The 25,289-nt window shown below is 73.9% G+C and carries 21 protein-coding genes, 1 pseudogene and 1 riboswitch; of the genes and pseudogenes, 8 read left to right on the top strand and 14 right to left on the bottom strand.

Annotation, left to right across the window (positions count from 1 at the left end):
- Window positions 1-284 precede the first annotated feature (284 nt).
- The 8 genes from V2J85_RS35800 to V2J85_RS35835 form a co-directional block, all read right to left on the bottom strand.
- Window positions 285-1,229 carry a Ppx/GppA phosphatase family protein gene (locus tag V2J85_RS35800; protein ID WP_261951054.1) on the bottom strand — a complete coding sequence of 315 codons (945 nt, stop codon included), beginning with the start codon at window positions 1,227-1,229 and terminating at the stop codon, window positions 285-287.
- On the bottom strand, window positions 1,226-1,777 hold the full coding sequence (locus V2J85_RS35805) for a DUF501 domain-containing protein (RefSeq protein WP_261951053.1): 552 nt from the start codon (window positions 1,775-1,777) through the stop codon (window positions 1,226-1,228). Before V2J85_RS35805 ends, V2J85_RS35800 begins: the two co-directional genes overlap by 4 nt.
- Before the next feature lie 156 nt (window positions 1,778-1,933).
- On the bottom strand, window positions 1,934-2,386 hold the full coding sequence (locus tag V2J85_RS35810; RefSeq protein WP_261951052.1) for an FtsB family cell division protein: 453 nt from the start codon (window positions 2,384-2,386) through the stop codon (window positions 1,934-1,936).
- Window positions 2,387-2,562: 176 nt separating this feature from the next.
- Window positions 2,563-3,843: a phosphopyruvate hydratase gene (eno, locus tag V2J85_RS35815; RefSeq protein ID WP_261951051.1), complete on the bottom strand. Its 1,281-nt coding sequence runs from the start codon at window positions 3,841-3,843 to the stop codon at window positions 2,563-2,565.
- Window positions 3,844-4,134: 291 nt separating this feature from the next.
- A complete protein-coding gene (locus V2J85_RS35820) occupies window positions 4,135-4,791 on the bottom strand; it encodes a transglycosylase family protein (protein WP_315975375.1) in 657 nt (218 codons plus the stop codon).
- 7 nt (window positions 4,792-4,798) lie between these two features.
- Window positions 4,799-4,965, bottom strand: a riboswitch (cyclic di-AMP (ydaO/yuaA leader).
- A gap of 253 nt (window positions 4,966-5,218) precedes the next feature.
- Complete coding sequence (locus tag V2J85_RS35825) at window positions 5,219-6,256, bottom strand: LysM peptidoglycan-binding domain-containing protein (protein ID WP_330823862.1); 1,038 nt, start codon at window positions 6,254-6,256, stop codon at window positions 5,219-5,221.
- A 250-nt stretch (window positions 6,257-6,506) separates the two neighbouring features.
- Window positions 6,507-7,742, bottom strand: coding sequence for a cytochrome P450 family protein (locus V2J85_RS35830; protein WP_261957096.1), 1,236 nt, complete (start codon window positions 7,740-7,742; stop codon window positions 6,507-6,509).
- Between the two features lie 184 nt (window positions 7,743-7,926).
- Window positions 7,927-8,808 (bottom strand): LysR family transcriptional regulator, encoded by an 882-nt coding sequence (locus V2J85_RS35835; RefSeq protein ID WP_261951049.1) that lies wholly within the window; start codon window positions 8,806-8,808, stop codon window positions 7,927-7,929.
- A gap of 152 nt (window positions 8,809-8,960) precedes the next feature.
- Here V2J85_RS35835 and V2J85_RS35840 point away from each other — a divergent pair, with 152 nt between their 5' ends.
- Window positions 8,961-10,244, top strand: coding sequence for an MFS transporter (locus V2J85_RS35840; protein ID WP_261951048.1), 1,284 nt, complete (start codon window positions 8,961-8,963; stop codon window positions 10,242-10,244).
- Here V2J85_RS35840 and V2J85_RS35845 read toward each other — a convergent pair.
- From V2J85_RS35845 to V2J85_RS35855, 3 genes are all read right to left on the bottom strand, one after another.
- Window positions 10,234-12,669: a tetratricopeptide repeat protein gene (locus V2J85_RS35845; RefSeq protein WP_330823863.1), complete on the bottom strand. Its 2,436-nt coding sequence runs from the start codon at window positions 12,667-12,669 to the stop codon at window positions 10,234-10,236. The two genes, V2J85_RS35840 and V2J85_RS35845, sit on opposite strands and share 11 nt — an antisense overlap.
- A gap of 34 nt (window positions 12,670-12,703) precedes the next feature.
- Entirely contained in the window at window positions 12,704-13,717 is a 1,014-nt protein-coding gene (locus V2J85_RS35850) for a nucleoside triphosphate pyrophosphohydrolase (RefSeq protein ID WP_330823864.1), read from the bottom strand.
- A gap of 96 nt (window positions 13,718-13,813) precedes the next feature.
- On the bottom strand, window positions 13,814-14,452 hold the full coding sequence (locus V2J85_RS35855; RefSeq protein ID WP_261951045.1) for a SurA N-terminal domain-containing protein: 639 nt from the start codon (window positions 14,450-14,452) through the stop codon (window positions 13,814-13,816).
- Between the two features lie 270 nt (window positions 14,453-14,722).
- Between V2J85_RS35855 and V2J85_RS35860 the strand changes: the two genes are divergently transcribed.
- From V2J85_RS35860 to V2J85_RS41510, 5 genes and pseudogenes are all read left to right on the top strand, one after another.
- On the top strand, window positions 14,723-14,953 hold the full coding sequence (locus tag V2J85_RS35860; protein WP_261951044.1) for an acyl carrier protein: 231 nt from the start codon (window positions 14,723-14,725) through the stop codon (window positions 14,951-14,953).
- A 77-nt stretch (window positions 14,954-15,030) separates the two neighbouring features.
- Window positions 15,031-16,239: a beta-ketoacyl-[acyl-carrier-protein] synthase family protein gene (locus V2J85_RS35865; protein WP_330823865.1), complete on the top strand. Its 1,209-nt coding sequence runs from the start codon at window positions 15,031-15,033 to the stop codon at window positions 16,237-16,239.
- A 43-nt stretch (window positions 16,240-16,282) separates the two neighbouring features.
- Entirely contained in the window at window positions 16,283-17,158 is an 876-nt protein-coding gene (locus tag V2J85_RS35870) for an alpha/beta fold hydrolase (RefSeq protein WP_261951042.1), read from the top strand.
- 98 nt (window positions 17,159-17,256) lie between these two features.
- A complete protein-coding gene (locus tag V2J85_RS35875; RefSeq protein ID WP_410011378.1) occupies window positions 17,257-17,394 on the top strand; it encodes a hypothetical protein in 138 nt (45 codons plus the stop codon).
- Window positions 17,364-17,468: pseudogene (locus tag V2J85_RS41510) on the top strand (antibiotic acetyltransferase); the annotation flags it as partial. The gene V2J85_RS35875 and the pseudogene V2J85_RS41510, both read left to right, overlap by 31 nt.
- 116 nt (window positions 17,469-17,584) lie before the next feature.
- Here V2J85_RS41510 and V2J85_RS35880 read toward each other — a convergent pair.
- From V2J85_RS35880 to V2J85_RS35890, 3 genes are all read right to left on the bottom strand, one after another.
- A complete protein-coding gene (locus V2J85_RS35880; RefSeq protein WP_330823866.1) occupies window positions 17,585-19,324 on the bottom strand; it encodes a serine/threonine-protein kinase in 1,740 nt (579 codons plus the stop codon).
- Window positions 19,321-19,992: a hypothetical protein gene (locus V2J85_RS35885; RefSeq protein WP_330823867.1), complete on the bottom strand. Its 672-nt coding sequence runs from the start codon at window positions 19,990-19,992 to the stop codon at window positions 19,321-19,323. The genes V2J85_RS35880 and V2J85_RS35885 overlap by 4 nt, the downstream gene beginning before the upstream one ends.
- 304 nt (window positions 19,993-20,296) lie before the next feature.
- Window positions 20,297-22,447, bottom strand: a complete 2,151-nt coding sequence (locus V2J85_RS35890) for an N-6 DNA methylase (protein WP_330823868.1) — start codon at window positions 22,445-22,447, stop codon at window positions 20,297-20,299.
- A 193-nt stretch (window positions 22,448-22,640) separates the two neighbouring features.
- On the opposite strand from V2J85_RS35890, the gene V2J85_RS35895 reads away from it, so the two are divergent.
- Window positions 22,641-23,408 (top strand): DUF4190 domain-containing protein, encoded by a 768-nt coding sequence (locus V2J85_RS35895; protein WP_261951038.1) that lies wholly within the window; start codon window positions 22,641-22,643, stop codon window positions 23,406-23,408.
- 195 nt (window positions 23,409-23,603) lie between these two features.
- The gene (locus V2J85_RS35900) at window positions 23,604-25,130 is read left to right on the top strand and encodes a DUF2079 domain-containing protein (RefSeq protein ID WP_330823869.1); all 1,527 of its coding nucleotides are present in this window, start codon (window positions 23,604-23,606) and stop codon (window positions 25,128-25,130) included.
- Window positions 25,131-25,289 lie beyond the last annotated feature (159 nt).

Below are 25,289 nucleotides of genomic sequence, written 5' to 3' on the forward strand. Positions count from 1 at the left end.
TCGGGACCCGCGCATTCTCCGGGTCGAACGGCCCTGAAGCCTTCGAATGAGCGTCGCACCGTCAGATTGTTCGCCCGACAGGAGGTTTTTTCATGTGAAGGATTTCACGAACTTTCTTCCACGGGGCGCCCGAGGAACCCCCTGAGTGCCCCCGAATCCCGCTCGGACGGCACCACGCCCGCTCAAAGAGCCACCCGGCAGAGGCCGTTGCCGCACCTCTGCCGGTCGTCCGTCACGCCGTCCGTCAGGCCGTCCGTGCGGCCCCGCGGCGCCGCGTCCGGGCCTCAGTCCGCGATGCTCCAGGCGATCCCGTCCAGGATGTCGTGCTCGCTGACCACGACCTCCTCGGCACCGGTGCGTTCCATGATCGCGAGCAGGACGAGGGCGCCCGCGCCGATCACGTCGACCCGGCCCGGGTGCATGACCGGGATGGCCGCGCGCTCGGCGTGGGTGGCGGTGAGCAGCCGGTCGGTGATCTCGCGGACCTTCGCCAGCGGGATGCGGGAGTGGTGGATGGCCTCGGAGTCGTAGTGGGTGAGGCCCAGGGCGATCGCGGCGACGGTGGTCACCGAGCCGGCCAGGCCCACCAGGGTGGCGGCCTCGGCCAGCGGGACGGCCTCCTCCGCGTGGTCCAGGGCCTTGGCGATGTCGGCCTTGATGGCGGCGACCTGGGCGGCGGTCGGCGGGTCGCTGATCTCGCCGTTGTGCACCAGGTGCCGTTCGGTCATCCGGACGCAGCCGACGTCGACCGAGCGGGCGGCCCGGACGGAGTCATCACCGAGGACGAACTCGGTCGAGCCGCCGCCGATGTCCACCACCAGGAACGGACGATGAAGATCGGCGCGGCCGGTGAGCTCCTTGGTGGCGCCGTTGAAGGAGAACTCCGCCTCCTGGTCGCCGGTGATCACCTCGGGCTCCACGCCCAGGATGTCCACCACGCCGCGCACGAAGTCCGCGCGGTTCTCGGCGTCCCGTGAGGCCGAGGTCGCCACGAAACGGACCCGCTCGGCGCCCAGGCCCTTGATCACCGCGGCGTACTCCCGGCAGGCCGCGAAGGTGCGCTCCAGCGCCTCCGGCGCCAGCCGCCCGGTGCGGTCCACGTCCTGGCCCAGGCGGACGATCTGCATCCGGCGGTCGAGCTCCTTCAGCTCGCCGGTCGCCGGGTCGACGTCCGCGACCAGCAGGCGGATGGAGTTCGTACCGCAGTCGACGGCGGCGACACGCTTCACTCGGACTCTCCCTCGGTCTCGCTGTCGGTCCCGCTGCACGGGCTCACGCACGGGCCCTTCTTCCACCACTCCGGCAGCATGGCGATCGCCTCGTCACCGAGCGGGTTGACGCCCGGCCCGGCCGCCAGCGAGTGGCCGACGAGGACGTGCAGGCACTTGACCCGGTCGGGCATGCCGCCCGCGCTGGGGAAGCCCTCCAGTACCTCGATGGCGTCCCGCCGCCGGATGTAGTCCTCGTGGGCCGCGCGGTAGGCGGCGGCGAGCTCCGGGTCGGCCGCCAGCCGGTCGGTCATCTCCTTCATCACGCCATTGGCCTCCAGCGTGCCGATCGCGGAGGCCGCGCGCGGGCAGGTGAGGTAGTAGAGCGTGGGGAAGGGCGTGCCGTCCTCCAGGCGCGGCGCCGTCTCGACGACGTCCGGCTGGCCGCACGGGCAGCGGTGCGCGATGGCGCGCAGGCCGCGCGGCGGGCGGCCGAGCTGCTCCTTGAAGGCGGCGATGTCCGCGGCGGTGGGCTCGGTGGGCTCGGTCTGGGGCGGAGGGGTTTCCATGTGCGCTTTCGGTGAGGTGAGGAGTGGAAGGACTGAAGGGCGGAAGGGCGGAAGGGCGGAAGGGCGGTGCGGCGGGGCGGTGCGCGCCGTCCCTGTCGACAGTACGGGTCCGGGCGCGCCGGCGGTACGGGCCGGCGGCACCCCGCGGAGCCGGCGCTACCGCTTGTCGGCCGCGTCGACCGCGTGCCACAGGTTGTCGTACCAGGGGCGCTGCGCGGCCCGCGTCCCCTTGGGGGCGGCGGCGGTGCCGGAGCCGTCCTGGACGATGTATCCGGTCTCGCCCGGCATGACGTAGTGCAGGTGCCGGCGGGCCTGCTGGCGGACGTACTCCGGGTCCTGCCAGCGGGCCTTCTGCTCGCGCAGCCGGTCCAGTTCGGCGCCCGCGTCCCGGGCCTTGCGGCGCTGGTCGGCGATGTCGGAGCGCTGGGAGACGTACTGCCTTATCGGGTACGCGAGCGCGACCACCAGCGAGCACATCACCAGGGCCAGCAGGGCGGCGCGGCCGGTGAGGCGGTTGCGGCGGGCCGGCCGGGCGCGGTAGACGCGGGCGGCGGCCTGCTCGCCGAGCGCCTTGAGTCGGGTCGCGGTCGAGAACCGGTCCGCGGGCACGTCGTCTCCCCTTCACTGACGGACGTCGGTCTGCTTCAAGCAGGTACGTCCCCGGCAACGGTACGGGACCGTCGCCGGGGACGTACGGGGCGCTGGGCGGTCGGCTCGCCCGATCAGCCCTCTCGGGCTCGGGTCAGCCGCCCCGGCGGAACCGCGGGACGCCGAGCTCCGGGGCGTCAGCCCTTGAAGCGGGGGAACGCGCTGCGGCCGGCGTACACCGCGGCGTCGTCGAGGATCTCCTCGATGCGCAGCAGCTGGTTGTACTTGGCGACGCGCTCGGAGCGGGCCGGGGCGCCGGTCTTGATCTGGCCGCAGTTGGTGGCGACGGCGAGGTCGGCGATGGTGACGTCCTCGGTCTCGCCGGAGCGGTGCGACATCATGCACTTGAAGCCGTTGCGCTGGGCCAGCTCGACGGCGTCCAGGGTCTCGGTCAGCGAGCCGATCTGGTTGACCTTGACCAGGAGGGCGTTGGCGGAGCCCTCCTCGATGCCGCGGGCCAGGCGCTCGGGGTTGGTGACGAACAGGTCGTCGCCGACCAGCTGGACCTTGGCGCCGAGCTTGTCGGTGATGACCTTCCAGCCGGCCCAGTCGTCCTCGAACAGCGGGTCCTCGATGGAGACCAGCGGGTAGGCCGCCACCAGCTCCTCGTAGTACTCGGTCATCTCGGCGGCCGAGCGGTCCTTGCCCTCGAACTGGTACTTGCCGTCCTTGTAGAACTCGGAGGCGGCGACGTCCAGGGCGAGCGCGATGTCCTGGCCGGGGGCGTAACCGGCTTCCTTGATGGCCTCGAGGATGAGGTCGAGGGCCTCGCGGTTGGAGCCCAGGTTCGGGGCGAAGCCGCCCTCGTCGCCGAGGCCGGTGGCCAGGCCCTTGGCCTTCAGGACCTTCTTGAGGGTGTGGTAGACCTCGGCGCCCCAGCGCAGGGCCTCGGAGAAGGACTCCGCGCCGATCGGGGCGATCATGAACTCCTGGATGTCCACGTTGGAGTCGGCGTGCGAGCCGCCGTTCAGGATGTTCATCATCGGCACGGGCAGGACGTGCGCGTTCGGGCCGCCCAGGTAGCGGAACAGCGGGAGGTCGCTGGCCTCGGAGGCGGCGTGCGCGACGGCGAGGGAGACGCCGAGGATGGCGTTGGCGCCGAGCGAGCCCTTGTTGTCGGTGGCGTCCAGGTCGAACATGGCCTGGTCGATCAGCCGCTGCTCGGTCGCGTCGTAGCCGACGAGCTCCGGGCCGATCTGCTCGATGACGGCCAGGACGGCCTTCTCCACGCCCTTGCCGAGGTAGCGGTTGGGGTCGCCGTCGCGGAGCTCGATGGCCTCGAAGGCGCCGGTCGAGGCGCCGGACGGCACGGCGGCACGGCCGGTGCTGCCGTCGTCGAGGCCGACCTCGACCTCGACCGTGGGATTACCTCGCGAGTCGAGAATTTCGCGGGCTACGACGACGTCGATGGACGGCACGTTGTCTCCTTCATGGGTGTCTGGAGTTCTGCAGCACGAGCCTAACGGCCCGGGGAGGGTCCGCCTGCCCTTGGCCCGCTCCGTGGGACGGAATAACCCCACAAGCAGCACAAAGGCCCAGCTCACGGGATGTTTGCCGCAATGTTCGCCGAGCGGGGAAAGTCCGGCGGAGCGTCCGGCCGGCGGCGGCGCGGACGGCGGGGTACGGAGAAGCCCCGCCGCGGCGCGCCGGGGGGAGGGGCGCGCCGGACGGGGCCGGTCTCACCAGGGGTGTCCCGGTGCGGGGACGACTCAGACGTGGAGCTTCTGACCCGGGAAGATCAGGTTGGGGTTGCCGCCGATGACGGACTTGTTGGCCGCGTAGACGGCCTTCCAGTGGGTGCCGTGCGCCTTGGCGATCTTGGCGAGGGTGTCGCCGGCCTTGACGGTGTAGTTGCCGTGGCCCTGGTTCTTCTTCGGGGCGGCCGGGGTGCTCTCGTGCTTCGGGGCGGCCGGGGTGCGCTTGACCGCCGCGTCGCTCTTCTCCGGTGCGGACTTGGCGACCGGGGTGCTGCTGTCCAGGTCGGGGGACGGGCCACCGGCGGTCAGACCGCCGGCGCCGGCGCAGGACCAGGCGCCCGGGCCCTGGAGGGCGAGGAGCTTCTCGGCGGCGGCGATCTGCTGGGACTTGGTGGCCAGGTCGGCGCGCGGCGCGTACTTGGTGCCGCCGGCGGCGGCCCAGCTGGAGTTGGAGAACTGCAGGCCACCGTAGTAGCCGTTACCGGTGTTGATCGACCAGTTGCCGCCGGACTCGCACTGGGCGACCTTGTCCCAGGTGGCGACGGAGGCGGCGGAGGCAGAGGTGGCGCCCATCAGCGGGACGGCCACGGCGGCACCGGCGACACCGGCGAGGGTGGCGACGCGGGCGGCCTTGGAGGGACGACGGTGCTTGCCCTTGAAGATCAGCATGGTTCGTTCGTTTCCTCACCGACGCCTACGAGGTGAGCTGTCGGGTTCGGACTGTGAGTCGCCCGGCCGGTGCCATGAGCACCGGGCTTCACCCCAAGCCGGCTGACCCGCTTTCACGGGCCGGGCCGGCGCCTACCTTGGTTCCCCCGCTCCTGCCTACGGCGCTTGCGCGTCAACTGCCTCCGACCACCGGCAGGACTCGGCGTGTGATCGAAGGGGCCCGCTTTGGCGAGCGGTGATGACCGTAATCAGGAACCACCCGGGTGTTCAAACCCCCTCATCTGGACCGAGTTGACCATTTTTGATCACGGAGGGGTCACAAACCCGCAGGTGGGGACCGGTGCGACGGCAGTGGACCCTTCGGGGCCCACCGCCCCACAACGAGACGCTTGTCTCACTTTCGCCAAAGCGGGCCGAAACCGGCGAACTACCCTGCGGACTGCCCGAGATCGAGCTGCTGACCTGGGTGGATCAGGTCCGCGTCGGAGCCGACGACGTCCTCGTTGCGGTCGTAGAGCGCCGGCCAGCCACCCGGCAGCCGGTGCGCCTGGGCGATCGCTGACAGGCTGTCACCCGGCTGCACGGTGTACCCGTCGCCCTCGGCCGGGGGCGTCCGGTGCGCGTCGTCGCCGCGCGAGGCGTGCCGCCCGCCGGAGGCCCGGTCGCCGCCGTCGCCGTCGCCCCGGTCCGCGTCGCCGCGGTGCCGGCCCGAACCGCCCGGCACGCCGTCCGTCGTCGTACCGCCCTGCGATCCGTCGGAGGCCGTGCCGTCCCCCTTGCCCGTACCGGCGCCGTCGCCGGTACCGCTGGCGTCGCTGCCGCTGGTGCCGTCGTCGGAGGGGGCGGTGGTGCCGGACGGATCCTCGCCCCGGTCGCCCGGCGTCGCGTCGCCGGACGGCCCGGACGAGCCGGAGGTCCGGTCGGGGTCGGGGGACGGCGTGCCGGTGCCGGCGGAGTCCGAGGGGTCGGGAGTGGACGGGGACGGCGTGGCCCGCGACGGCTCGTCACCGGCCGGCCCGTCGTCCTCGTCGCCACCGGGGTCGTCGGCCGTCCCGTCGTGCCAACCGGAGGAGCCGGAGCCGGCGGTCCGGTCGTCGTCCGACGGGTCGGGTATCGGGGTGCTGGTGCCGCCCGGGTCGACCCGCGGCACCCGGCCGTCCTTCGTCAGACCGGCGTTCACCGCACAGCTCGGCCAGGCGTCCGGGCCGAGGTCGTCGAGGATCGTCTCGGCCACCGCGATCTGCTGGGCGCGGCTGGCGAGGTCGGGCCGCGAGGCGTAGGCCGCGCCGCCGTGCCGGTCCCACATGTCCTGGGTGAGCTGGAGCCCGCCGTAGAAACCGTTGCCGGTGTCCGAGCTCCAGATGCCGCCGCTCTCGCACTGGGCGACCCGGTCCCAGGTCGCGGTGTCGGCGGCGTGGGCGCCACCGGCGGAGAGCAGAGGCAGTGCGAGTGCCGAGCCGGTCACTCCCGCCGTGACAAAGATGGCCGGTGCTTGACGGGGGCGACGGTGTCGGCCGTTCCCGGAACGCATGCGGATGCCTTTCGCGCGGCGGTTGAGTTGTCGCGATCCGACGGTTTCCTCGGCACTGTGTTCGAGGAGCCGTCGATCGTGGATCGAAAGGTAGCCGGGGTCACGGGTAGTCACAAGTCGGTGTAGCAAAGATCACGCGCAGGTCACGTCCTGACGCTCTGTCACCATCGGCCTCCGTCGCTGGTCAGGGCCGCTCGGACGTGAACTCCACCGGCAGCGACCGCAGTCCGCGCATGATGAGCCCGCCACGCCACCGCAATTCGGCCGGTTCCACCGCAAGCCGGATGTCCGGAAGCCGGGTCAGCAGGGTGGCGAGCGCGGTCTGCCCTTCGAGCCGGGCGAGCGGGGCGCCCAGGCAGTAATGGATGCCGTGCCCGTATCCCAGATGCTGATTGTCACGCCGGGTCAGGTCGAGCAGGTCCGGGTCGGGGAAGCGCGCCGGGTCGCGGTCGGCGGCGGCCAGCACCACCAGGACGGGGTCCCCCTCGGCGATCCGCTGCCCCCCGAGGGTCAGCTCCTCGGTGGCGAACCGCCAGGTCGCCAGCTCCACGGGGCCGTCGAAGCGGAGCAGCTCCTCGACCCCGGTGGTCAGCAGCTCGGTGTCGCCCGCCGCCAGCGACTTCTGCAGCAGCTCGCGCTGGGCGGGGTGCCGGAGCAGCTGGTACGTGCCGTTACCGATCAAGTTCACGGTCGTCTCAAAGCCGGCAAACAGGAGGATGAAGGCCATCGCGGCGACCTCGTTCTCGGTGAGGTGCTCGCCGTGGTCCGAGGCGCGGATCAGCCCGGAGATCAGGTCCTCGTCCGGGGCGGGGGTACCCTCCAGGGTTTCGCGCTTGCGGTGGATCAGTTCGGCGAGATAGCCGCGCATCTTCTTCACGGACCGTGCGACCCCACCGCGCGGGCCACCGCCGTGGCGGATCATCATGCCCGCCCAGTCCCGGAAGTCGTCCTGGTCCTCGCGCGGGACGCCCAGCAGGTCACAGATCGCGTAGATCGGCAGCGGGAACGCGAACTCGTGGATCAGGTCGGCCTCGCCGCGACCGGCGAACCCGTCGATGAGGTGGTCGGTCAGCTCCTGCACCCGGGGCGCGAACTCGGCGACGCGACGGGGCGTGAACGCCTTGCTGACCAGCCGGCGCAGCCGGGTGTGGTCCGGCGGGTCGATGTTGAGCAGATGCGTCATCAGGTTGGCGCTGCGCTCGCCCGGGATGCCGACCTTGCCCTTGCCGTGCGCGGACTCGCTGTGGTGCACCGGGTTCTTGGAGAGCCGGGCGTCGGCCAGCGCCTGCCGCGCCTCGGTGTAGCGGGTCACCAGCCATGCCTCGACCCCGCTGGGCAGCGCCGTGCGGTGCACCGGCGCGTGCTCGCGCAGCCAGGCGTACGCCGGATACGGATCGGACGCGAACTCCCAGGTGAACAGCTCGGGCGCGGGCGGGACCGGCCGGTTGGCCGGGCAGCCCGCGGGGCGGCCCGGAGCGCTGTCCGCGGGCGTGGGGTCCGTAGAGGTGGGGCGGGGCTCGTCGTGCACCCTCTGACCGTAACCGCCCCGGAAGACGCCCCGCGCACGGGCGGCGGGCCCGCCACCGGGGCACCCGGCGGCGCCCTCAGGAGCCGCCCGGATCCACCCCCAGCCCCTCCAGGAAGGCCACCGCCGCCGGTGACGGCCCCAGGGCGCTCCACACCACCCGTTCCGTACGCTCCGGCGCCGGCCGCGCCCGCACGATGTGCAGCCCGGGCAGCTCGGCGGCGATGGCCTCCGGGACCATGCCGATGCCCAGCCCGGCCCGCACCAGCTTCGCCAGGAACTCCACCGTGGTCACCTCGAAGGACACCTCCGACGACAGCCCCGCCGCCCGGAACGCCTCGTCGCGCTGGCGCCGGGCCGCCGACCCCGCCGTGAAGTCCACGAAGGTCTCCCGCGCCAGCCGCGCCAGCGTCGTCCACTCCCGCCCCGCCAGCGCATGCCCCGGCGGCACCACGGCCACCAGCTCCCCGCGGGCCAGCACCCGCTCCCGTACGCCGGACGGGCGGGCGCCGGGCACCAGCCCGACGAAGGCGACGTCCAGCGTCCCCTCCCGCACCTTCTCGATGAGCGGATCGCTCATCTCCATCTGCAGGCCGACCCGCACCTGTGGATAGCGGCCGCGGAAATCGCCCAGCTCACGGGCGAGGTCGACGGCCGCCACGGTCGAGATGGCACCCACCGCCAGCCGGCCGCGCACCTCCCCGGTCGCCGCCGCCACCTCGGCCCGGGCCCGCTCGGCCGCCGCCAGCGCCTGCCGCGCGACGGGCACGAACGCCTCACCGGCGACGGTCAGCCGGACGCTGCGGCTGGTCCGGTCGAAGAGCCGCGCACCGAGCTCCTTCTCCAGCCGGGCGATCTGGTGGCTGAGCGCCGACTGCACGACGTGGCACCGCTCGGCGGCCCGGGTGAACCCGCCCGTTTCCGCCACCGCCACGACATAGCGCATCTGCTGGAGCTCCATGCCCACCGATCCTGCCACCGGCGGAAGGGATCGATCGTGATTCGCGATGGATTCGATGAAAACGATGTGTTGGACTCATCGATGGTGGTGGCCCGAGGCTGGGTGCTGCCCGCCGCCACGGTGGCCGCGGGGCACGAACGGGGAGGTCAGGTATGACAGCCGAGGACACACACGGGTCCGCGCAGGGCCGACCGGGACGGCTCGGCCGCGGCACGCTGCTGCTGATGTCCGTCGCCACCGGGCTGTCCGTCGCCGGCAACTACTTCGCCCAGCCGCTGCTCGACGTCATCGGCCATGACCTGCGGTTTTCGGCGTCCACCGCCGCGCTGGTGGTGACCGTGGCACAGACCGGCTACGGCCTCGGGCTGCTGCTGCTCGTCCCGCTCGGCGACCTGCTGGAGCGGCGCCGGCTGGCCGTCACGCTGTGCGCGGCGACCGCCGTCTTCCTCACCGTGACGGCGAGCGCGACCAACGCCGCCCTGCTGCTGACCGGCACCGCACTGACCGGTCTGACCTCGGTCGCGGCGCAGGTCGTCATGCCGTACGCGGCCACCCTCGCCGCCCCCGAGGAGCGCGGGCGGACCGTCGGCACCGTCATGACCGGTCTGCTGCTCGGCATCCTGCTCGCCCGTACGGCCTCCGGAACCCTTGCCGAGCTGGGCGGCTGGCGCACCGCCTACTGGGTCAACGCCGGGCTGATGGCGCTGATGGCCGTGCTGCTGCGGCTCCGGCTGCCGGCCCTGCGCACCACGGTGGGACTGCGCTACCCGGCGCTGCTGCGCTCCACCCTCGCGCTGTTCGCCCACGAGCCGGTGCTGCGGTGGCGGGCGGCGCTGGGCGCGCTGACCTTCGCGGGCTTCAGCGCGCTGTGGACGGCGCTGGCGTTCCTGATGTCCGGGCCGGCCTACGGCTGGCAGGAGTCCGCCATCGGTCTGCTGGGGCTGGTCGGCGCGGCCGGCTCGCTCTCGGCCTCCGCCACCGGCCGGCTGGCGGACCGCGGCCTGGTCCACCACGCCGCCGGCGCCGCGGCGTTCCTGCTGCTCGGCTCCTGGGGGCTGCTGGCCCTGGGCGGGGCGGGCGGCGCCTGGTCGCTGGCGGCGCTGCTGGCCGGGGTGATCGTGCTGGACCTCGCCGCGCAGGCCCTGCACGTCAGCAACCAGAACCTGATCTACGGCGTCCGCCCCGAGGCCCGCAACCGCCTCAACTCCGCCTACATGACCAGCTACTTCGCGGGCGGCGCGGTGGGCTCGGCGCTGACCTCGGTGGTGTGGTCCGCCGCGGGCTGGGGCGGGGTGTGCGTCATGGGGGCCGGACTGGCGGCGGCCGTGGTGGCGGTGTGGCTGCTGGACCGGCTGGTACGCCGCCGCCGTGCCCGGCCGGCCGGGGCGGGGCGGGAGCAGGAGCCGGCCGCCGCGGCGGTACCGGTCACACGATGACGGTGCCGTCCTCCTCGTCGAGGGCCCGCTTGGCACCGGGGTGGCCCAGGGCGGCGGCCTTGCGGTACCAGGCCCGGGCCTCGGCGGGCTCGCCGGCCTTCTTGTGCAGCTCGGCGAGGCGGAAGGCGCCGTAGGGGTCGCCGGACTCGTACGCCTTGACGTGCCAGGGTCGGGCCTCGTCCGGACGGTCCTGGAGCTCCAGGAAGACGCCGTAGTTGGCGGCGGCGAGCGGTCTGCCCTTGACGGCGTGCTCGTTGAGCTCGGATTCGATCGTGTCCACCGACGGCGGCGCCTCGAAGTTGTCGTACAGCCGCTCCGCCGCCTGCTTGTCACCGGCGTCGGCGGCGCGCCGCAACCAGACCTTCGCCATCTTGCGGTCGGCCCACAGCAGGATCAGGCTGCCGTAACGCCCCGCCGCATCGGCGCAGCCGGCCAGGAGCGCGTCGTGGTAGCTGTCGAAGGCATCGGTGTCGTCCCCCGCGGCCAGCCGCAGATCACCCCAGAGGTACGCCGCCTCCGCGCTTCCGCCCTCCTTGCCGACACCCAGCCAGCGCTCCGCCCGGGCTCGCAGCAGCTTCCCCAGCAGCGTCGCCGCTTCCGTGTCCCCCGCCTCCGCGGCGAGCTCCAGATACGGTTCGGCGGCCTTGCCCTCGCCGCGGTCGGCGAGCATCCGGCCCAGTCGCCCCGCGGACTGCGCCTGCCCGTCGTCGGCCGCCTGCCGGAACCACTCCTCGGCCTCCGCCCGCTCCCCCAGCGACTCGGCCAGTACCCCGAGGTTGTGCAGCGCGGTGCCGTCGCCCGCCTCGGCGGCCCGCCGGAACGCCTCGCGGGCGGCGGCCGCGACCGCCGGGTAGTCGTACGCGTCGTCCGCCCGCGCCACGTCCAGGGCGCAGCCCCAGATCTGGCCGTCCACCGGCGGCAGGGTGTCGTGCCGCTCGGCCGCCTCCAGGAGGAAGGGCGCGACCCGCCAGGTGTCGCCGGTGCCGCGGACCAGGAGACGCAGCCCCCCGTGGCGCCGCTCCGTCGCCCACGCCCGGGCGTCCGCCAGCGACTCCCGGTCCATGCCGGTGACGTCCGCGTAGCCCTCGTGCACCTTGGTCAGCAGGTCCATCGGCAGCGGGCCGCGCAGCCCGCAGCGGGCCAGGTCGAGGGCGGCCCGGACCAGGGCGTGGCCGCGCGGGTGACGGTCGGCGCGGCGGGCCCGCCACCACTCGTCCCAGAGCAGCGGTCCGAGCGTCAGATAGGCGGCCGCGCCTTCCGGGCCGCTGGAACAGAGCGCGTCGACCAGCCGCGGGTCGCCCGCCCGCCCGGCCCGGTGCGCCAGCCGCGCCCGCTCGGCCGGGCTCCACTCACGGGCCAGTTCGACGACGGTCGCCAGGTCCAGTACCCGGCCGTGCGGGGCGTGCCGGTGCTCGTCGTAGGCGTCCTCGCGCATCGTGGCGAGCACGGTCACGCGCAGCGCGGTCAGCTGGGCCAGCAGCCGCGGCTCCAGGCCGCCGCCCCCGCCGCCGGTGTCGCCGAGATGCCCGTCGAGGTCGTCCAGCCACAGGACGTACCGGCCCGCGCGCCCCTGTAACAGGGCGGGCAGACCGCGCAGGTCCGCGCCGCGCGCGGGCGCGAACACCCGGAATCCGGCGAGCCCTTGGGCCATCGCCTCCAGCGCCGTGCGCGACTTGCCGGCGAACGGCTCCCCGAGCACCAGCACCAGACCGCCGGCCTCCCGGGCCCGGGTGACCGCCGCGAGGAGGGCGTCGTCGCGGTCCCGGAGGACGTACGGCGGCAGCTGCGGGAGGGCCGGGATCCGGTGCGTGGGGCGTACGCCCAGCGCGACCGGGTCGACCTCCTCGGCCCGCGGCCAGCTGTCCGGGTCGGGCGGCGCGCCCTGGAGCGAACTGGCGTGGAACGTCAGTGAGTTGATGGAGGTGGCCTGGATGACGTTGCCCTGGAGGCCACCGGTGATGGAGTTGCGCACCCGGGGGCCGGGATGGCCGTCCGGCCCGGCGGCCGGCTCGTCGGTCAACCCGACCGTCAACTCGTCGGCCACCTGATCGGCCGCCGGATCGGTCACCCGGCCGGACAAGCCGTCGGACAACTCACCGGTCAGCTCCGCGCAGATCGCCCGGAGTTCGACCGCGGCCTCGGGGTGCTGCTCCAGCAGGCCGCGCAGACCGGCCTGCCAGCGCGCGGTCACCTCGTCCGGCGACTCCGGTGCCGTACCGGAGGACGGCTCTTCCGGCGTCTGCTGCGGGGCGGCCGTCCCCGCCGGGTCCGGCGCCTCGGCGGGGGCGTCGGCGGGGGCGTCGGCCGCCGCCCGCCGGAAGAGTTCCGAGACCCTCAGCCGGACGTCGGCCCAGGCGTCCGTCGCCATGGCCTGCACCAGCGCGGTCCCCGCCGCACCCGCCAGCGTCACCAACTCCGCTTCCACGCCCGCCCCCTCGACACGCCCTGCACCAACGGTACTAAGGAGTACCGCCCTCCGCGGCCAGCACCGCGTCGCGGTAGGCGCGGGCCGCCGCGCGGAGCGCCGCCTCCGGGTCGGTGCCCTCCGCCTCGGCGCGGACCGCCATGGCCAGGAGCTCGTACCCGACGCCCCGGCCGGCCGGCAGCGGCACGTCCAGGCCCGCCGTGCGCACCCGCGACGCCAGCTTCGCCGCCAGGGCCAGGCCGGGCTGGGCCAGCGGCACGCCCTCGGTCACCGATCCCCGCTGCTTCTCCACGGCCTTGGTGCGTATCCAGTGCGCCTTGACGTCTTCCGGGGTGGCCGCCTCCGCCTCCCCGAAGACATGCGGATGGCGGTGGATCAGCTTCTCCACGATCGTGCCCGCCACGTCGTCGATGGAGAACGGCTCCTCCGGGTCGTCCTGCGCGATCCGGGCGTGGAAGACCACTTGGAGGAGCACGTCCCCCAGCTCCTCGCGCAGCTCGACCCGGTCGCCGGCCTCGATGGCCTCGACCATCTCGTACGCCTCCTCCAGGCCGTACTTGGCGAGGTCCTGGTGGGTCCGGATGCTGCTCCAGGGGCACTCGGCGCGGATCTGGTCCATGACCTGGACGAGGTCGAGCAGCCGGGCGCCGGGCAGGTCGTAGGAGCCGGGCAGGAGCTCCAGGTCGGGCATGGTCTCGCGGCCGGAGCCGGCCAGCCGGGCCAGCCCGTCGGTGAGCGTGCTCTCGCCCTCCGCCGAGGTCAGCACGACGACCGTACGGTCCTCGGGCACGCAGTGGTCGACCAGCTCGCGGGCGGTCGGGACGGCGGTCTCCACCACGATGCCGGCCTCGCGCAGATACGGCAGCTGCGGATGGTCCGGATCGGCGCACAGCACCCGCTCGGCGGCGCGCAGGACCTGCCACGCGGGCCAGGACAGCAGCCCGGGGGCGACCCGGTGGCTGGTGGTGAGCAGGACCAGGCGTCCGGTGCCGGGGCCCTCGGGGCGGGCGGCGGCGCCGGGATCGGCGGCGGAGGCGTCAGCGTTCACGCATCGAACGTAACGCACCCCACCGACAACCCCACCGGCACCGCCGGGCCACGCGGACCTCCCCGCCGGCAGTGCCCGCGCCGCCGCCCGCCCGGATCAGGTCTGCTGCCGCGCCGGGGCGGTGGCGATCCAGGGGTCCTTGGTCTCGCCGAGGATGACCTGCTGGTCGTCCCACCTGCCGAAGCGCGGATTGACGTCGATCCCCATCGACCGGGACGTCCGGGCCAGCGACCGGGCCAGCTTCTGCTGGCCCTGCGGCGTGCCGCGGTCCGCGCCGAGGTGCCGGGCGATGCCGTCGAGCAGCAGCTGGTTGCGGACCGTGCCGTCGACCTCGTCGGGGGCGATGCCCTGCTGCAGCCACATCGCCTTCAGCCGCTCGGCCCCGCCGGCCTGCTTCTCGGCCTTGCCGCGCCACGCCTGGACGTCCTTGCGGGTGACCGTCACCCCGGCGTCCTTCGCGCCGCGTGCCAGCACCTCGTCGAAGATCATGCCGTTGAGCGTGGCCAGGCTGAGCCGGCCGGTGTTCATGATCAGCTGGCCGCCCTGCGGCGACCTGGCCTGCGCGGTCCGTACGTCCCGGACCTTCGCCTGGAGCTGGGCGACGGTGATCCGCTTCCCGTCCACGATGGCGGCGGCACCGGGGTGCGGCTGGCTCCCGCAGGCGGCGAGCAGCGGCGTCGCGGCCAGCAGAGCGGCGGTGGCGGATACGGAGAGCGCTGTCCTACGGCGGAACACATGGCCTCCCGGCAGATCGTGCGACGGAGTCTCGACCTTGAGTGATCGATGCTATGAAGTCGGCGTGGCCCAGGCCACTGCTTCGGCCAACGATCTATGCCGGGGTCGGTTTCTGCGCCCCGCGCCCGGCCCCGCCCGGCCGCCCGCCCGATCCGGGCGGTCCGCGGCCCGCGCCGCCCCACGAACGCCGGGCGTGCCGTGACTCAACGGGCGTCTGTGGCGTTGTCCCCATAGTCCGGCGGGCCCCAACCGGTGAGAAAGGTGGCTGGAGTGGACATCGCGGAACAGGTGCGGACCCTGTTGACGACGAAATTCGGGGTGGATCCCCTCTCCGTGAGCCCGGAGGTCCCGTTGCGGAAGCTGGGGGTCGACTCGCTGGCGCTGGAGGAGCTGCGGCTGCTCATCGAGGACGGTCTCCAGGTCGACCTGGAGGACGTCGAGCTGACGCCCCGGGACAGTTACGGCCAGCTGCTGGCGGCCGTGCACGTGGCGGCCGCGTGAGCCGCCCGGGCCGGGAGCCCCACCCGGTCCCGGGCCGGTACGCGACCGGTCCCGCGCAGCAGCCGTACGCGGCTGCCGTGACCGGTCTGGGCATGCTGACCGCCGCCGGCGCCGGGGCCGGGGCGAGCTGGCGGGAGATCACCCGCACCACCACGCCGTCCGGGGTGCGCCGGCCGGCCGAACTGCGCGATCTGCCCACGGACTTCATGTATCTCGTCGACGGCCTGGACGTCGACGAGGCCCTGGACGTCGCCTCCCGCCGTCTGATGGACCGTTTCTCCCAACTGGCGGTGCTGGCCGCCCGCGAGGCCGTGGCCGACGCCGGGCTGGACCCCGCCGAGTGGGACGGCGACCGGGTCGCGGTCCTCATCGGGACCGCCAACGGCGGGCTCCCCGCCTACGACGAGCAGCACACCACCCTCCTGGAGCGCGGGCCGCGCCGGGTCTCCCCCGTGCTGGCCGCGCTCACCACCGGCAACAGCGCCGCGGCGAGCGTCTGCCGCGACCTGGCCGCCCGCGGGCCGAGCCTCGCGGTGAACACCACCTGCGCCTCCGGCACCGACGCCATCGGCCTGGCGCGGCAGCTGCTGCGGGCCGGCATGTGCGACATCGCCCTCGCCGGCGGCGCCGAATCGGCCTGCTCCCGGCTGCTGGTGGCGAGCATGTGCAAGATGAAGGGCCTCTCGACCCGGCGGGACGACCCGGCCGCGGCCTGCCGCCCGTTCGACGCCGACCGGGACGGCTTCGTCCTGGGCGAGGGCGCCGGCCTGCTCGTCCTGGAGCGGCCCGAGCACGCCCGGGCCCGGGGCGCCCGGATCCGGGCCGAGATCACCGGCTACGGCTCGTCCAACGACGCGTACGCCCCGGTCGCCCCGCATCCCGACGGCGCCGGCGCCGAACGCGCGCTGCGCGCCGCGCTGGCCGACGCCGGCGCGGCCCCCGCCGACATCGGGCACGTCAACGCGCACGGCACCTCGACGGTCCTCAACGATCTGATCGAGGGCACCATGCTGCGCCGGGTGCTCGGCGAACACCCCCTGGTCACCTCGACCAAAGCCATGACCGGCCACACCCTCGGCGCGGCCGGCGCCATCGAGACCGCGTTCACCGTGCTGGCGGTGCAGCACCAGCTGGTGCCGCCGACGGCGAACCTCGTATCGCCCGACCCCGACATCCCCGTCGAGGTGGTGGCCAAGGAAGCCCGGCCGGCGCGGCTGGACTGCGCGGTGAAGACCTCACTGGGGTTCGGCGGGCACAACGCCGCCCTGGTCGTCAGCCGCGGGTGAGCCCACCGCCGGTCCCGGCGTGGCACCCACGCGAAGGAGACGCATGACCAACGAAGCGGTCCACGCCCTGAGGGTGGACGGGCTGTCCTACTCCTACCGTCTGGTGCGGCAGCCGGCTCCCCGGACCGAACCGGTACTGGTGCTGGGCGGCGCGCTGCAGGACAAATACGGCTGGCAGCACCTCGACGAACCGGTGTCACCGCTGGCGAGCCTGATCACCATCGACCTGCCGGGCTCGGGCAACGCCGATCCGCTCCGCCCCGACCAGGGCCTGGCGACCATGTGCCGGGCGGTCGAGCACGTCCTCGACGACCTCGGGGTGTCCCGCGTCAACCTCTTCGGCTACTCGTTCGGTTCGGCGATCGCGTTCGCCTTCGCGCAGCGCCGCCCGCACCGGATCGCGCGGCTGCTGCTCGGCGGTGTGCCGGCGCACATCACCAACGCCCAGCTGGCGTTGTGGCGGCAGGCCGCGGCCCGGATGGCGGCCGGGGAGCCGGAGGAGTTCGTCGATCTGGCGCTGAAGCTGTGGCTGTGCCAGGACGAGAGCCGCTTCGTACGCCACCGCAAGCTGGTGCACCGCTACGTCAAGCGCCTGATCATGCATGCCGTCACGCACATCCCGCACGGCTTCACGGTCCTGGACCGCTCGGCCACCGAGGAGCTGAACCCGTCGGGCGGGCTGACCGGGGTGCCCGCGCTGGTCTTCTGCGGTGAGCACGACACGGTGTCCTCGCCCGCGCAGCAGCGGGCGTTCGCGGCCACCATCGAGGACAGCCGCTTCCTGACCATCGCCGAGTCCGACCACTGGGTCGCCCTCGAACGCGCCCAGGCGGTGGTCGACCTGGTCGTCCGGTTCTTCACCGACCAGCCCCTGGACACCGCGGACTACCTGGTCACCTGCGAGCCGGCCCGGCTCTGAAACGCACGGGCGTCCGGCACCGAAGTCGGCGGTCATGGCCCGCGTGTGACATCACGTGAGGTGTCGCGTGGGAAAAGTCGCCCGAGGAGTGCTGCGCCATGACCGCTGTCCCCGAGGGGCCCGCCGGTGTGCCCGCCGACCCGACCGTCCTCCACCCGATGCCGCAACAGCCCCGGGTCGTCCTGCTGAAGCCGCAGGTCACCTCGACGTGTGGTTCGGCCACCGGTCGATGGTGATGCCCGGCGTCCGCATCGGTCACGACGCGGTCGTCGCGGCCGGCTCCGTGGTCGTCGACGACGTCCCCGACTACCGACCTCGCCGCCCTGGCCCGTCGCGCCGTCAGCCGCGGGCAGCACCTTTACTGCTGGATATGCCCGTAGCGGACGCCGGTGGCGGACACGACCACGAGCGTCTCGGCGAGCGCCCCTAGCCCTGGACCTGGCTCAGCCAGTACAGGGTGCGGCGGAGTTCGGTGGGGAAGGCGTGGTGGGGGCCGTGGAGGCGTTCGGCGTCGTAGAGGAGGCGGGAGAGGGCTTCCTGGGCGGCGCCGCGTTCGCCCTGGGCGAGGAGCAGGTGGCCTATGGAGCGGCGGATTTCCAGGGGGCGGAGGGGGTCGTCCGCGTAGTGCTCGAAGTACGGGAGCAGGGCGCGGTATTCCTCCAGGGCCTGGGTGACCTCGCCGAGCTGTTCGAGGCACTGGGCGGCCTCGTAGTGGAACTGGAGGGCCTGGCGGGTGGCGCCGGCGCCGGATTCCTTGGCGTACTCCTCGGCCAGCAGCCGGAGTTCGGGCAGGGCGCGGCGGTACTGGCCGTCGTCCATGAGGGTCGCGGCGTACTGCTTGCGCAGGGTGCGGACGACCGGGGAGTGCGCGCCGTGCCGCTCGGCGGCGGCCGGGAGGATGTTGCCGAGGATGTCCACGGCGTGGGTGATCCGGCCCTGGTCGAGCAGGTTCTTGACCTCGTCGACGGCGGCGGCGACGTCCGGTCCGGTGGAGGGGGGAGCGGACGGGGGCGGGGGCACCAGGGGGGGGGCGGCGGAGGTCCAGGCGCCGGGCGGGCGGGAGGTATGGGGCGCTGCCGGTGGCGGGCCCGGTTCGTCGGGGCCCGGGTTCACGGCGCCGCCGGACGTCAGCGCACCCGAGAGGGCGGACACCCGGGGGTCGGCCGGGGCGGCGGGTGGGGGCGGTGTCGCGGCCCGGGGGGTCGAGAGGGCGGTGGAGGTCGGGGGGTGGGCGGAGCGGAGGGGCCAGGGGGCCTGAGGGTGGCGGAAGGGACGGGTGGGGTCCATGGGGGCGAGCGGTGCGGGCGGGTTCGCCGGGGAGCCCACCGTGGCGGTGGGCAGGAGCGGGGCCAGGGCCTGGTAGACCTCCTGCGCGTCGGCCGGGCGGGCCTGGGGGTCCTTGCGCAGGAGGTGCAGGACGAGGGCTTCGAGGGCCTCGGGGACATCGGGGCGGAGCTTCCGCACCGGCACGGGCTCCTCGTGGAGATGGCGGTGGAGCACTCCGAGCGCCGTCGACCCGGCGAACGGCACCTCGCCGCTGAGGAGTTCGTGCAGCAGGACACCCAGCGCGTAGAGGTCGGTGTACGGGCCGACGGCTCCGCCCATGGCCTGCTCGGGGGCCATGTAGGCGGGGCTGCCGATGGGCGAGCCGGTGTGGGTGAGGCGGGTGGTGTCGGTGTCCAGCGCGGAGGCGATGCCGAGGTCGAGGACGACCAGGGAACCGTCCGGGCGGATCATGACGTTACGGGGCTTGAGGTCGCGGTGGACGATCGGCACCGCGTGCACGGAGGCGAGCACGGCGCAGAGCTGGGCGGCGACCGACACCGCCCAGGGCCAGGGGTAGGGGTCGTGCTCGGCGAGGTGGTCGGAGAGGTCGGCGCCCTCGACGTACTGCATGACCAGATAGAGGTCCTCGCCGTCGCTGCCGGCGTCGTGGACGGTGACCAGCCCGGGGTGGTCGACCTGCGCGGTGACCCGGCACTCGCGGACGAAGCGGCGCCGCATCTCCTCGCCGTCGGGGGTCCCGGCCACCCGGTCCGGGCGCAGCAGCTTGACGCCGACCCGGCGGTCCAGCCGGCGGTCGTAGCCGATCCAGACCTGGCCCATCCCGCCCTGCCCGAGCAGCGCGGAGAGTTCGTAACGGTCGCCGATGACCCGGCCGTTCACCGCCCTTCCTCCTTGCGGAGGTAGTCGCTGAGTTCGTCGAGTTCGGCCCGCACCCGGTCGATGCGCTGCGGCTGCGGACGCTCCTGGGGCGCGGGCGCGGGGAGGTACGGGGCGGGCGCGGGGTGGTGGCCGGGCGCCGGCGGCGGGGGCAGCCGGGTCTCGGTCACGGCGTACGGGTTGGCCGGGCGGGGGCCCTGGTACGGCTGGGTCTCCCGGCTGTGGAAGGCGCCCGGTGGAGCCGGCTGCGGCGGGCCGTAGGGCTGCGCGAGGGGCGGGATGCCCGGGATGCCGGCGAGGCCCGGGTAGGGCGCCGGGGCGTGGCCGGCACCGGGTGCGGCGGTGCGCCGGGCACGGGTGTCGACGACGAGGTAGTAGGCCACGGCCGCCGCGATCTGCATCAGCAGCAGGCCCACCCCGACGTTGGTGCGCCAGTCCGTCTCGGCGTAGCTGGTGATCAGCACGCACGCGCCGATCACCGCCACCAGGTCACCGCCGAACAGCCACCAGCCCAGCTGCCCGCGCTGCACGATCGCGGCCCGCAGCATCGGCACCCAGGCCAGCAGCCCCAGGCTGAGCACCGCGGTGGCCACGAACACCACCCGCAGCAGGATGACCGTGCCCTGCGCCGGCGGACGGTGCGGGGGGTGGGCCGGGACGGGGCCGTGCATCACTGCTCCTGACGGATCGGTTCGTGGCCGGTGGGGCCGTGCTGGCACGGCGGCCTGGCACGCCGGCGGTGGTGCGCCCATCGCCGCACGTGCCTTGCGAGCGTATATACGACACCGGCCGCGCGTGCGGGGTTGTACGGAATGGGCCGGGGCGATGTGCCGGGCCCATTCTGCGACCTCCGGCGGGCCGCGGAGGCCCTCAGGGCCCGCCCTTTCGCCGGTCCGTCCGCTATACCCGATCCGTCCGTCGGTCGGGGGCGCTCGGTGCCGGAGAACGCACCGGGCCGCGCGCCCCACCGGCCCGTCAGTCCGGCCTGACCGACCCGTCCGTCAGTCCGTCGTAGAGGCCCTGCACCAGTTGTTCGCCGAGTCGGGTGGCCTGGCGCAGGGTGCTCTCGAAGGCGGCCAGGTCGCTGAACCGGCTGCCGTAGCGGCGCTGTTCGGCCAGCGGGAGCCGGGGCAGCTGGAGGCGGCGGACGTCGAGCCGGGTGGCGGTGGAGGCGTAGCTGCTGGCCTGGCGGTTGTTGGCGGTGCCGCGCAGGAAGCCGGCGAGGAACCACGGGTCGAGGGCGGCCGGGTCGGGGCGCAGCAGGGTGAGGTTGCGGCCGAGGGCGGCGCCGGCGGTGGCCGCGTCGACGACCCGGGCGATGGTGCCGCCGCCGAGGACCGGGACGACGACGTCGCCCTCGCGGATCAGGACCGGTTCCTCGGCCGGCCCGGAGGCGGGCGTCTCGGGCAGGGCGCCGGAGGGGGCGCCGCCGGCGATGACGTCGTGGTCGGTGAGGACCGGGGGCGCGTCCGCGCCGTCGGCGGGGGCGGTGCCGGGGCCGCCGGTGCGCAGCACCAGGGCGCCGGAGCGGGCGAGTTCGCCGACGGTGGTCAGCGGCCAGCGGGCCGGTCCGGCGTCGGCGTCGGCGGGCCGCGGGGTGAGCTGGGTGGTCCGGACGAGGGTTGCGGTCAGCCGGTCGTGCACCTCGGCGAGTGCGGCCGGGCCGCCGGCCGCGGCGGGCGGCGGGAGGTGCCGGGCCGGGGCCAGGTCGACGTCGTCGTCGAGGAGGTCGATGGCGGCCAGCGAGCGCCGGACGCCGGGCCGTTCCTCGATGCCGCCGTCGCGGTCGAAGGCCCGCCAGGCCTCCACGGCGGTGTCCCGGACGGTCTGCCAGTCGGGCCGGTCACGGCCGGCGGCCGGGCCGGCGGCGGGGCCCGCGGTGTCGACGACGAGGAGTTGCGGGGTGGGCGGGGTGGTGCCGCCGGGCTTGCGCAGCACCCACAGGTGCAGCGGGACGCCGTTGGGCGGGGCGGCGCCGGCCGGCAGCGCGATGACCGCGCGCAGTGCGCCGCGGCGCAGCAGATCGGCGCGGATCCGGCGGCCGGAGCGGCGGGACGCGGCGGCGGGCGGCATCAGCACGACGGCGGTGCCGCCCTCGCGCAGCCGGGCCAGGGCGTGCTGGACCCAGGCGAGTTCGGATTCGGTGCGGGCCGGGAAGCCGTACTCCCAGCGCGCGTCGTAGGCGAGTTCGTCGTGGCCCCAGTTGCGTTCGTTGAACGGCGGGTGGACGAGCACGGCGTCCGCGGTGAGTTCGGGGAAGGCGTCGGCGCGCAGGGTGTCCGCGGCACGCACCCGGACCTCGGCGGCGGGGGCGCTCAGGGCGAGGCGGAGCGCGGTGAGCGCGGCGAGGTCGGGGTCGGACTCCTGGCCGTGGAGGGTGACGGCGGTGCCGTCGGTCTCGTCGGCGGTGCGCTCGCGGGCGGCGGCGAGCAGTGCGCCGGCGCCGCAGGCGGGGTCGAGGACGGTGGCCAACGGGCCGGCCACGGCGGCGAGTTCGGCCATCAGCGCGGCCGGTCCGGGCGGGGTGAGGGTGTATTGCCGGGGGTTGGCGTCGAGGTGGCGGCCGAGCAGGAAGGCGTACGCCTCGGGGGCGCCGTCCAGGACCGCGAGCTCGCCGGTGGACCGTACGAGCGCGGCGGAAGGGGCGAGCGCCTCGCGGGTGAGGCCGCGGACGGGGTGACCGGGGCCGAGCCGGGCGACGAGCACGGAGTCGAGCATCGCGGGCAGCACACCGGTCAGCTCGGTGTCGTCGGCGGCGCCGCGCAGCTGCTGCCAGGCGGCGGGCCGGTCGTGCGCCAGCAGCAGGACGGCGCCGGCCTGGCGGAGCGCGGCGGCGGCGCCCGCGGGGTGTCCGACGAGCTGCTGCCAGACCCGCTCGCGCAGCGGGACCTCGGCGAGTTTGCCCTGGTCGCGCAGCCATTGCTCGATGTCGCGGAGGGCGAAGGCGGGGCTGGTCTCGGTGCCGCCGACGGGCTTGGGGAAGTCGGCGTGGCGGCGCCGCCAGTTGCTGACCGCGGCCCGGCCGACGCCGGCGAGCCGGGCGATGCCGGCGGCGGTCACCTCGGTCGGGCGGCCGTCCGCCCCCTGGTCCGCTGACGCGTTGTGCGGCACCTGGCTGACTCCCATTCCGTGAACCCCCGACCTCCTGTGACCCCCGACGCTGTGTCGGCCAGCATACCCATCCGTCAAGATCCTCCCCCTTCACAGCGTGAACTAATCCTCTTCGCTCATTCATGTTGACTCGGTTCACAGCCTCTGCTGTTATTGACCCATCACCGCAACGGTCTTCGATCCACCAGCCCGGAAGGGGCTCCCACGCATGTCCCAGCAGATGCACTTCCAGCCCGCCCCGCAGGGGCACGCCGCCCCCCAGCAGGCCCGTAACGGTCTCGGCATCGCCGCCCTGATCCTCGGCATCATCGGCGCGCTCAGCGGCATCCCGATGATCCTGTTCTGGCTGGCCGGACCCCTGGGCATCCTGGCCCTGATCTTCGGCCTGGTGGGCATGAGCCGGGCCAAGAAGGGCCAGGCCACCAACAAGGGCGTGGCGATCACCGGCACGATCCTGGGCGCCCTCTCGATCATCCTCGCGGTCGTCGGGGTCATCGTCACCCTGATGGCGGTCAACAAGGCCGTCGACGAGGTGCACAAGGAGTACGAGAAGCAGTCGGGCAGCAGCAGCAACATCAAGGACCTCGGCGCGGGTGCGGCTGCGAAGTACAACAACGGCCTCGAAGTGACCGTCTCGAAGCCGACCCCGTACACGGTCGACAAGAACACCCTCATCAGCGGCCACACCGAGGGCAACAAGGCCTGGAAGGTCACCGTCACCCTCAAGAACACCGGCACCAAGGCGGCCACCAACCCCCTCATGACGACCGAGGCGGAGGCCGACGGCAAGAAGGCCGAGGAGGTCGACGACGACAAGCACGGCATCCTCCACCACGACTGGGAGAAGCAGCTCGACCCCAAGGAGTCCGACAGCGTGGAGATGGTCTTCGACGCCCCGCCGACCGCCAAGCAGCTCGACATCAAGATCACGCCGGACCTGCTGCTCGACCCGGCGAACTGGAAGCTGGCGCTCTGACGCCACGGGGTCTTGCCCCTTCCTCCTCCCCCTCCCGGCCCGGTACCGCGACCCGCGGTGCCGGGCCGGCGCCGTCCGGCGGGCGGGAACGGACCGTGCCGGCGCGGCGTCTGACTCACTGCCCGACGGGCGCCCGGCCTCCGGGCCGGCCGCGTCAGGTACCTTTCCGGCAGTTGAGAGTGAGTGAGGACCCTGATGGACACGGCCGCCGCAACGGCCGGGGGTGCCCCCGGACGGGACCTGGGGCAGGACGGCCACACCGTGCCACCGCCCCGGACCGCCGCCGACCCGGCCGCGACCGCCACCCCCGGGCCGCCCGCCGGCCCCCTCCGGAGCACCGCCCGCCGCCTGCTGGACCGCACGGCGCCGCTGCGGGTCCCCCGCCTCGACCCGTACTGGGCCGCCCTCCTCTTCTTCCTCGCCTTCGCGCTGCTGGCCCTGCACCGCTTCCAGACCCTGTCCACGTCCTCCTGGGACCTGGGCATCTTCGAGCAGGCGATACGCGGCTACGCCCACTTCCGGGCGCCGATCGTCGACCTCAAGGGGCCCGGCACCAACATCCTCGGCGACCACTTCAGCCCCGTACTGGTCCTGCTCGCCCCCCTCTACCGCGTCTTCCCCTCCTCACTGACCCTGCTGATAGCCCAGGCCGCGCTGTTCGCGGTGTCCGTCATACCGGTCACCCGGGCCGCGGCCCGCGCCCTCGGCCGCCTCCCCGGCCTCGCCCTCGGCATCGCGTACGGCACCTCCTGGGGCCTCCAGAAGGCCGTCGACTTCGACTTCCACGAGATCGCGTTCGCCCTGCCGCTGCTGGCCTTCGCGCTCGAAGCGGTGCTCCGCGGCCGCTGGACCGCGGCGGTGTGCTGGGCGGCGCCGCTGGTCCTGGTCAAGGAGGACCTGGGCGTCACCGCCGCCGCCATCGGGGCGCTCGCCCTGATACGCACCCGGAGGGCCAGCCCCCTCCCCATCGCCCTGGTCGGCTTCGGCCTCGGCGCCGCGGCCCTCACCCTCGGCGTCCTCATCCCCGCCTTCAACGGGTCCGGCTCGTACGACTACTGGAGCAAGTTCGGCGCCGACGGCGGCGGTGCGACGATCCCCCTCGACACGGCGCTGCGCACCACCCTGTGGGTGCTGCTCCCCACCACCGGGCTGCTCGCCCTGCGCTCCCCCCTCCTCCTGGTCGCGCTGCCCACCCTGGGCTGGCGGTTCCTCTCCCACGAACCCCACTACTGGGGCATCGACTGGCACTACAACGCCGTCCTGATGCCGGTGGTCTTCCTCGCCCTGATCGACGCGCTCCCCCGCGCCCGGGTCTCCGCCCGCCCCTGGCTGCGCTCCTACGCCCACCACCTGCCGGCCGCCGTCCTCGCCGCGGCCCTCGCGCTGACCGCCAACCTGCCGCTGGCCCGGCTCACCGAGTCCGCGACGTACCGCACGCCACCGGACGTCGCGGCCGCCGCACGGCTGCTCTCCCGGATCCCCGACGGCGCCACCGTCGAATCCGACATCCGCCCCCTGAGCCGCCTCACCGACCACACGCGGGTCTTCTGGCTCGGCAACACGGGGGGCTTGGCGCCCGACTACATCGCGGTTCAGCTGCGGGACGGGCACACGGTGCGCCAGGCGGTCGCGGATGCCGTTGCTCGGCATCCGCGGGCGCACTATGTCGTTCTCGGCGGGGCGGCGGATGTCCTGCTGCTGCGGAGGACTTCGTCCCGCTGACCCGTACGTTGTCGGCTTTCCCGCCGTGAGGGTTGCTGTTTCTTCCGCCTTCGGCGGGGTGGGGTTGTTGGGCCGGGGGCGCCTGGTGGTGGGGGGTGCGGGTTCGGCCCTCCGGCGCCTGTTGTGTGGACTGCTGACGCTTTACGTCCACACAACAGG

The sequence above is a fragment of the Streptomyces bugieae genome (genome assembly GCF_036352915.1).
Classification (GTDB): Bacteria; Actinomycetota; Actinomycetes; order Streptomycetales; family Streptomycetaceae; genus Streptomyces; species Streptomyces endophytica.

Bases quoted from the DNA above. Each gene is read 5' to 3' on its own strand.
- V2J85_RS35900 (WP_330823869.1), top strand. From the start codon at position 23,604: ATGGACACGGCCGCCGCAACGGCCGGGGGTGCCCCCGGACGGGACCTG.
- V2J85_RS35805 (WP_261951053.1), bottom strand. From the start codon at position 1,777: ATGGAAACCCCTCCGCCCCAGACCGAGCCCACCGAGCCCACCGCCGCG.
- V2J85_RS35890 (WP_330823868.1), bottom strand. From the start codon at position 22,447: ATGGGAGTCAGCCAGGTGCCGCACAACGCGTCAGCGGACCAGGGGGCG.
- V2J85_RS35820 (WP_315975375.1), bottom strand. From the start codon at position 4,791: ATGCTGATCTTCAAGGGCAAGCACCGTCGTCCCTCCAAGGCCGCCCGC.
- V2J85_RS35895 (WP_261951038.1), top strand. From the start codon at position 22,641: ATGTCCCAGCAGATGCACTTCCAGCCCGCCCCGCAGGGGCACGCCGCC.
- V2J85_RS35835 (WP_261951049.1), bottom strand. From the start codon at position 8,808: ATGGAGCTCCAGCAGATGCGCTATGTCGTGGCGGTGGCGGAAACGGGC.
- V2J85_RS35885 (WP_330823867.1), bottom strand. From the start codon at position 19,992: ATGCACGGCCCCGTCCCGGCCCACCCCCCGCACCGTCCGCCGGCGCAG.
- V2J85_RS35870 (WP_261951042.1), top strand. From the start codon at position 16,283: ATGACCAACGAAGCGGTCCACGCCCTGAGGGTGGACGGGCTGTCCTAC.
- V2J85_RS35875 (WP_410011378.1), top strand. From the start codon at position 17,257: ATGACCGCTGTCCCCGAGGGGCCCGCCGGTGTGCCCGCCGACCCGACC.
- V2J85_RS35840 (WP_261951048.1), top strand. From the start codon at position 8,961: ATGACAGCCGAGGACACACACGGGTCCGCGCAGGGCCGACCGGGACGG.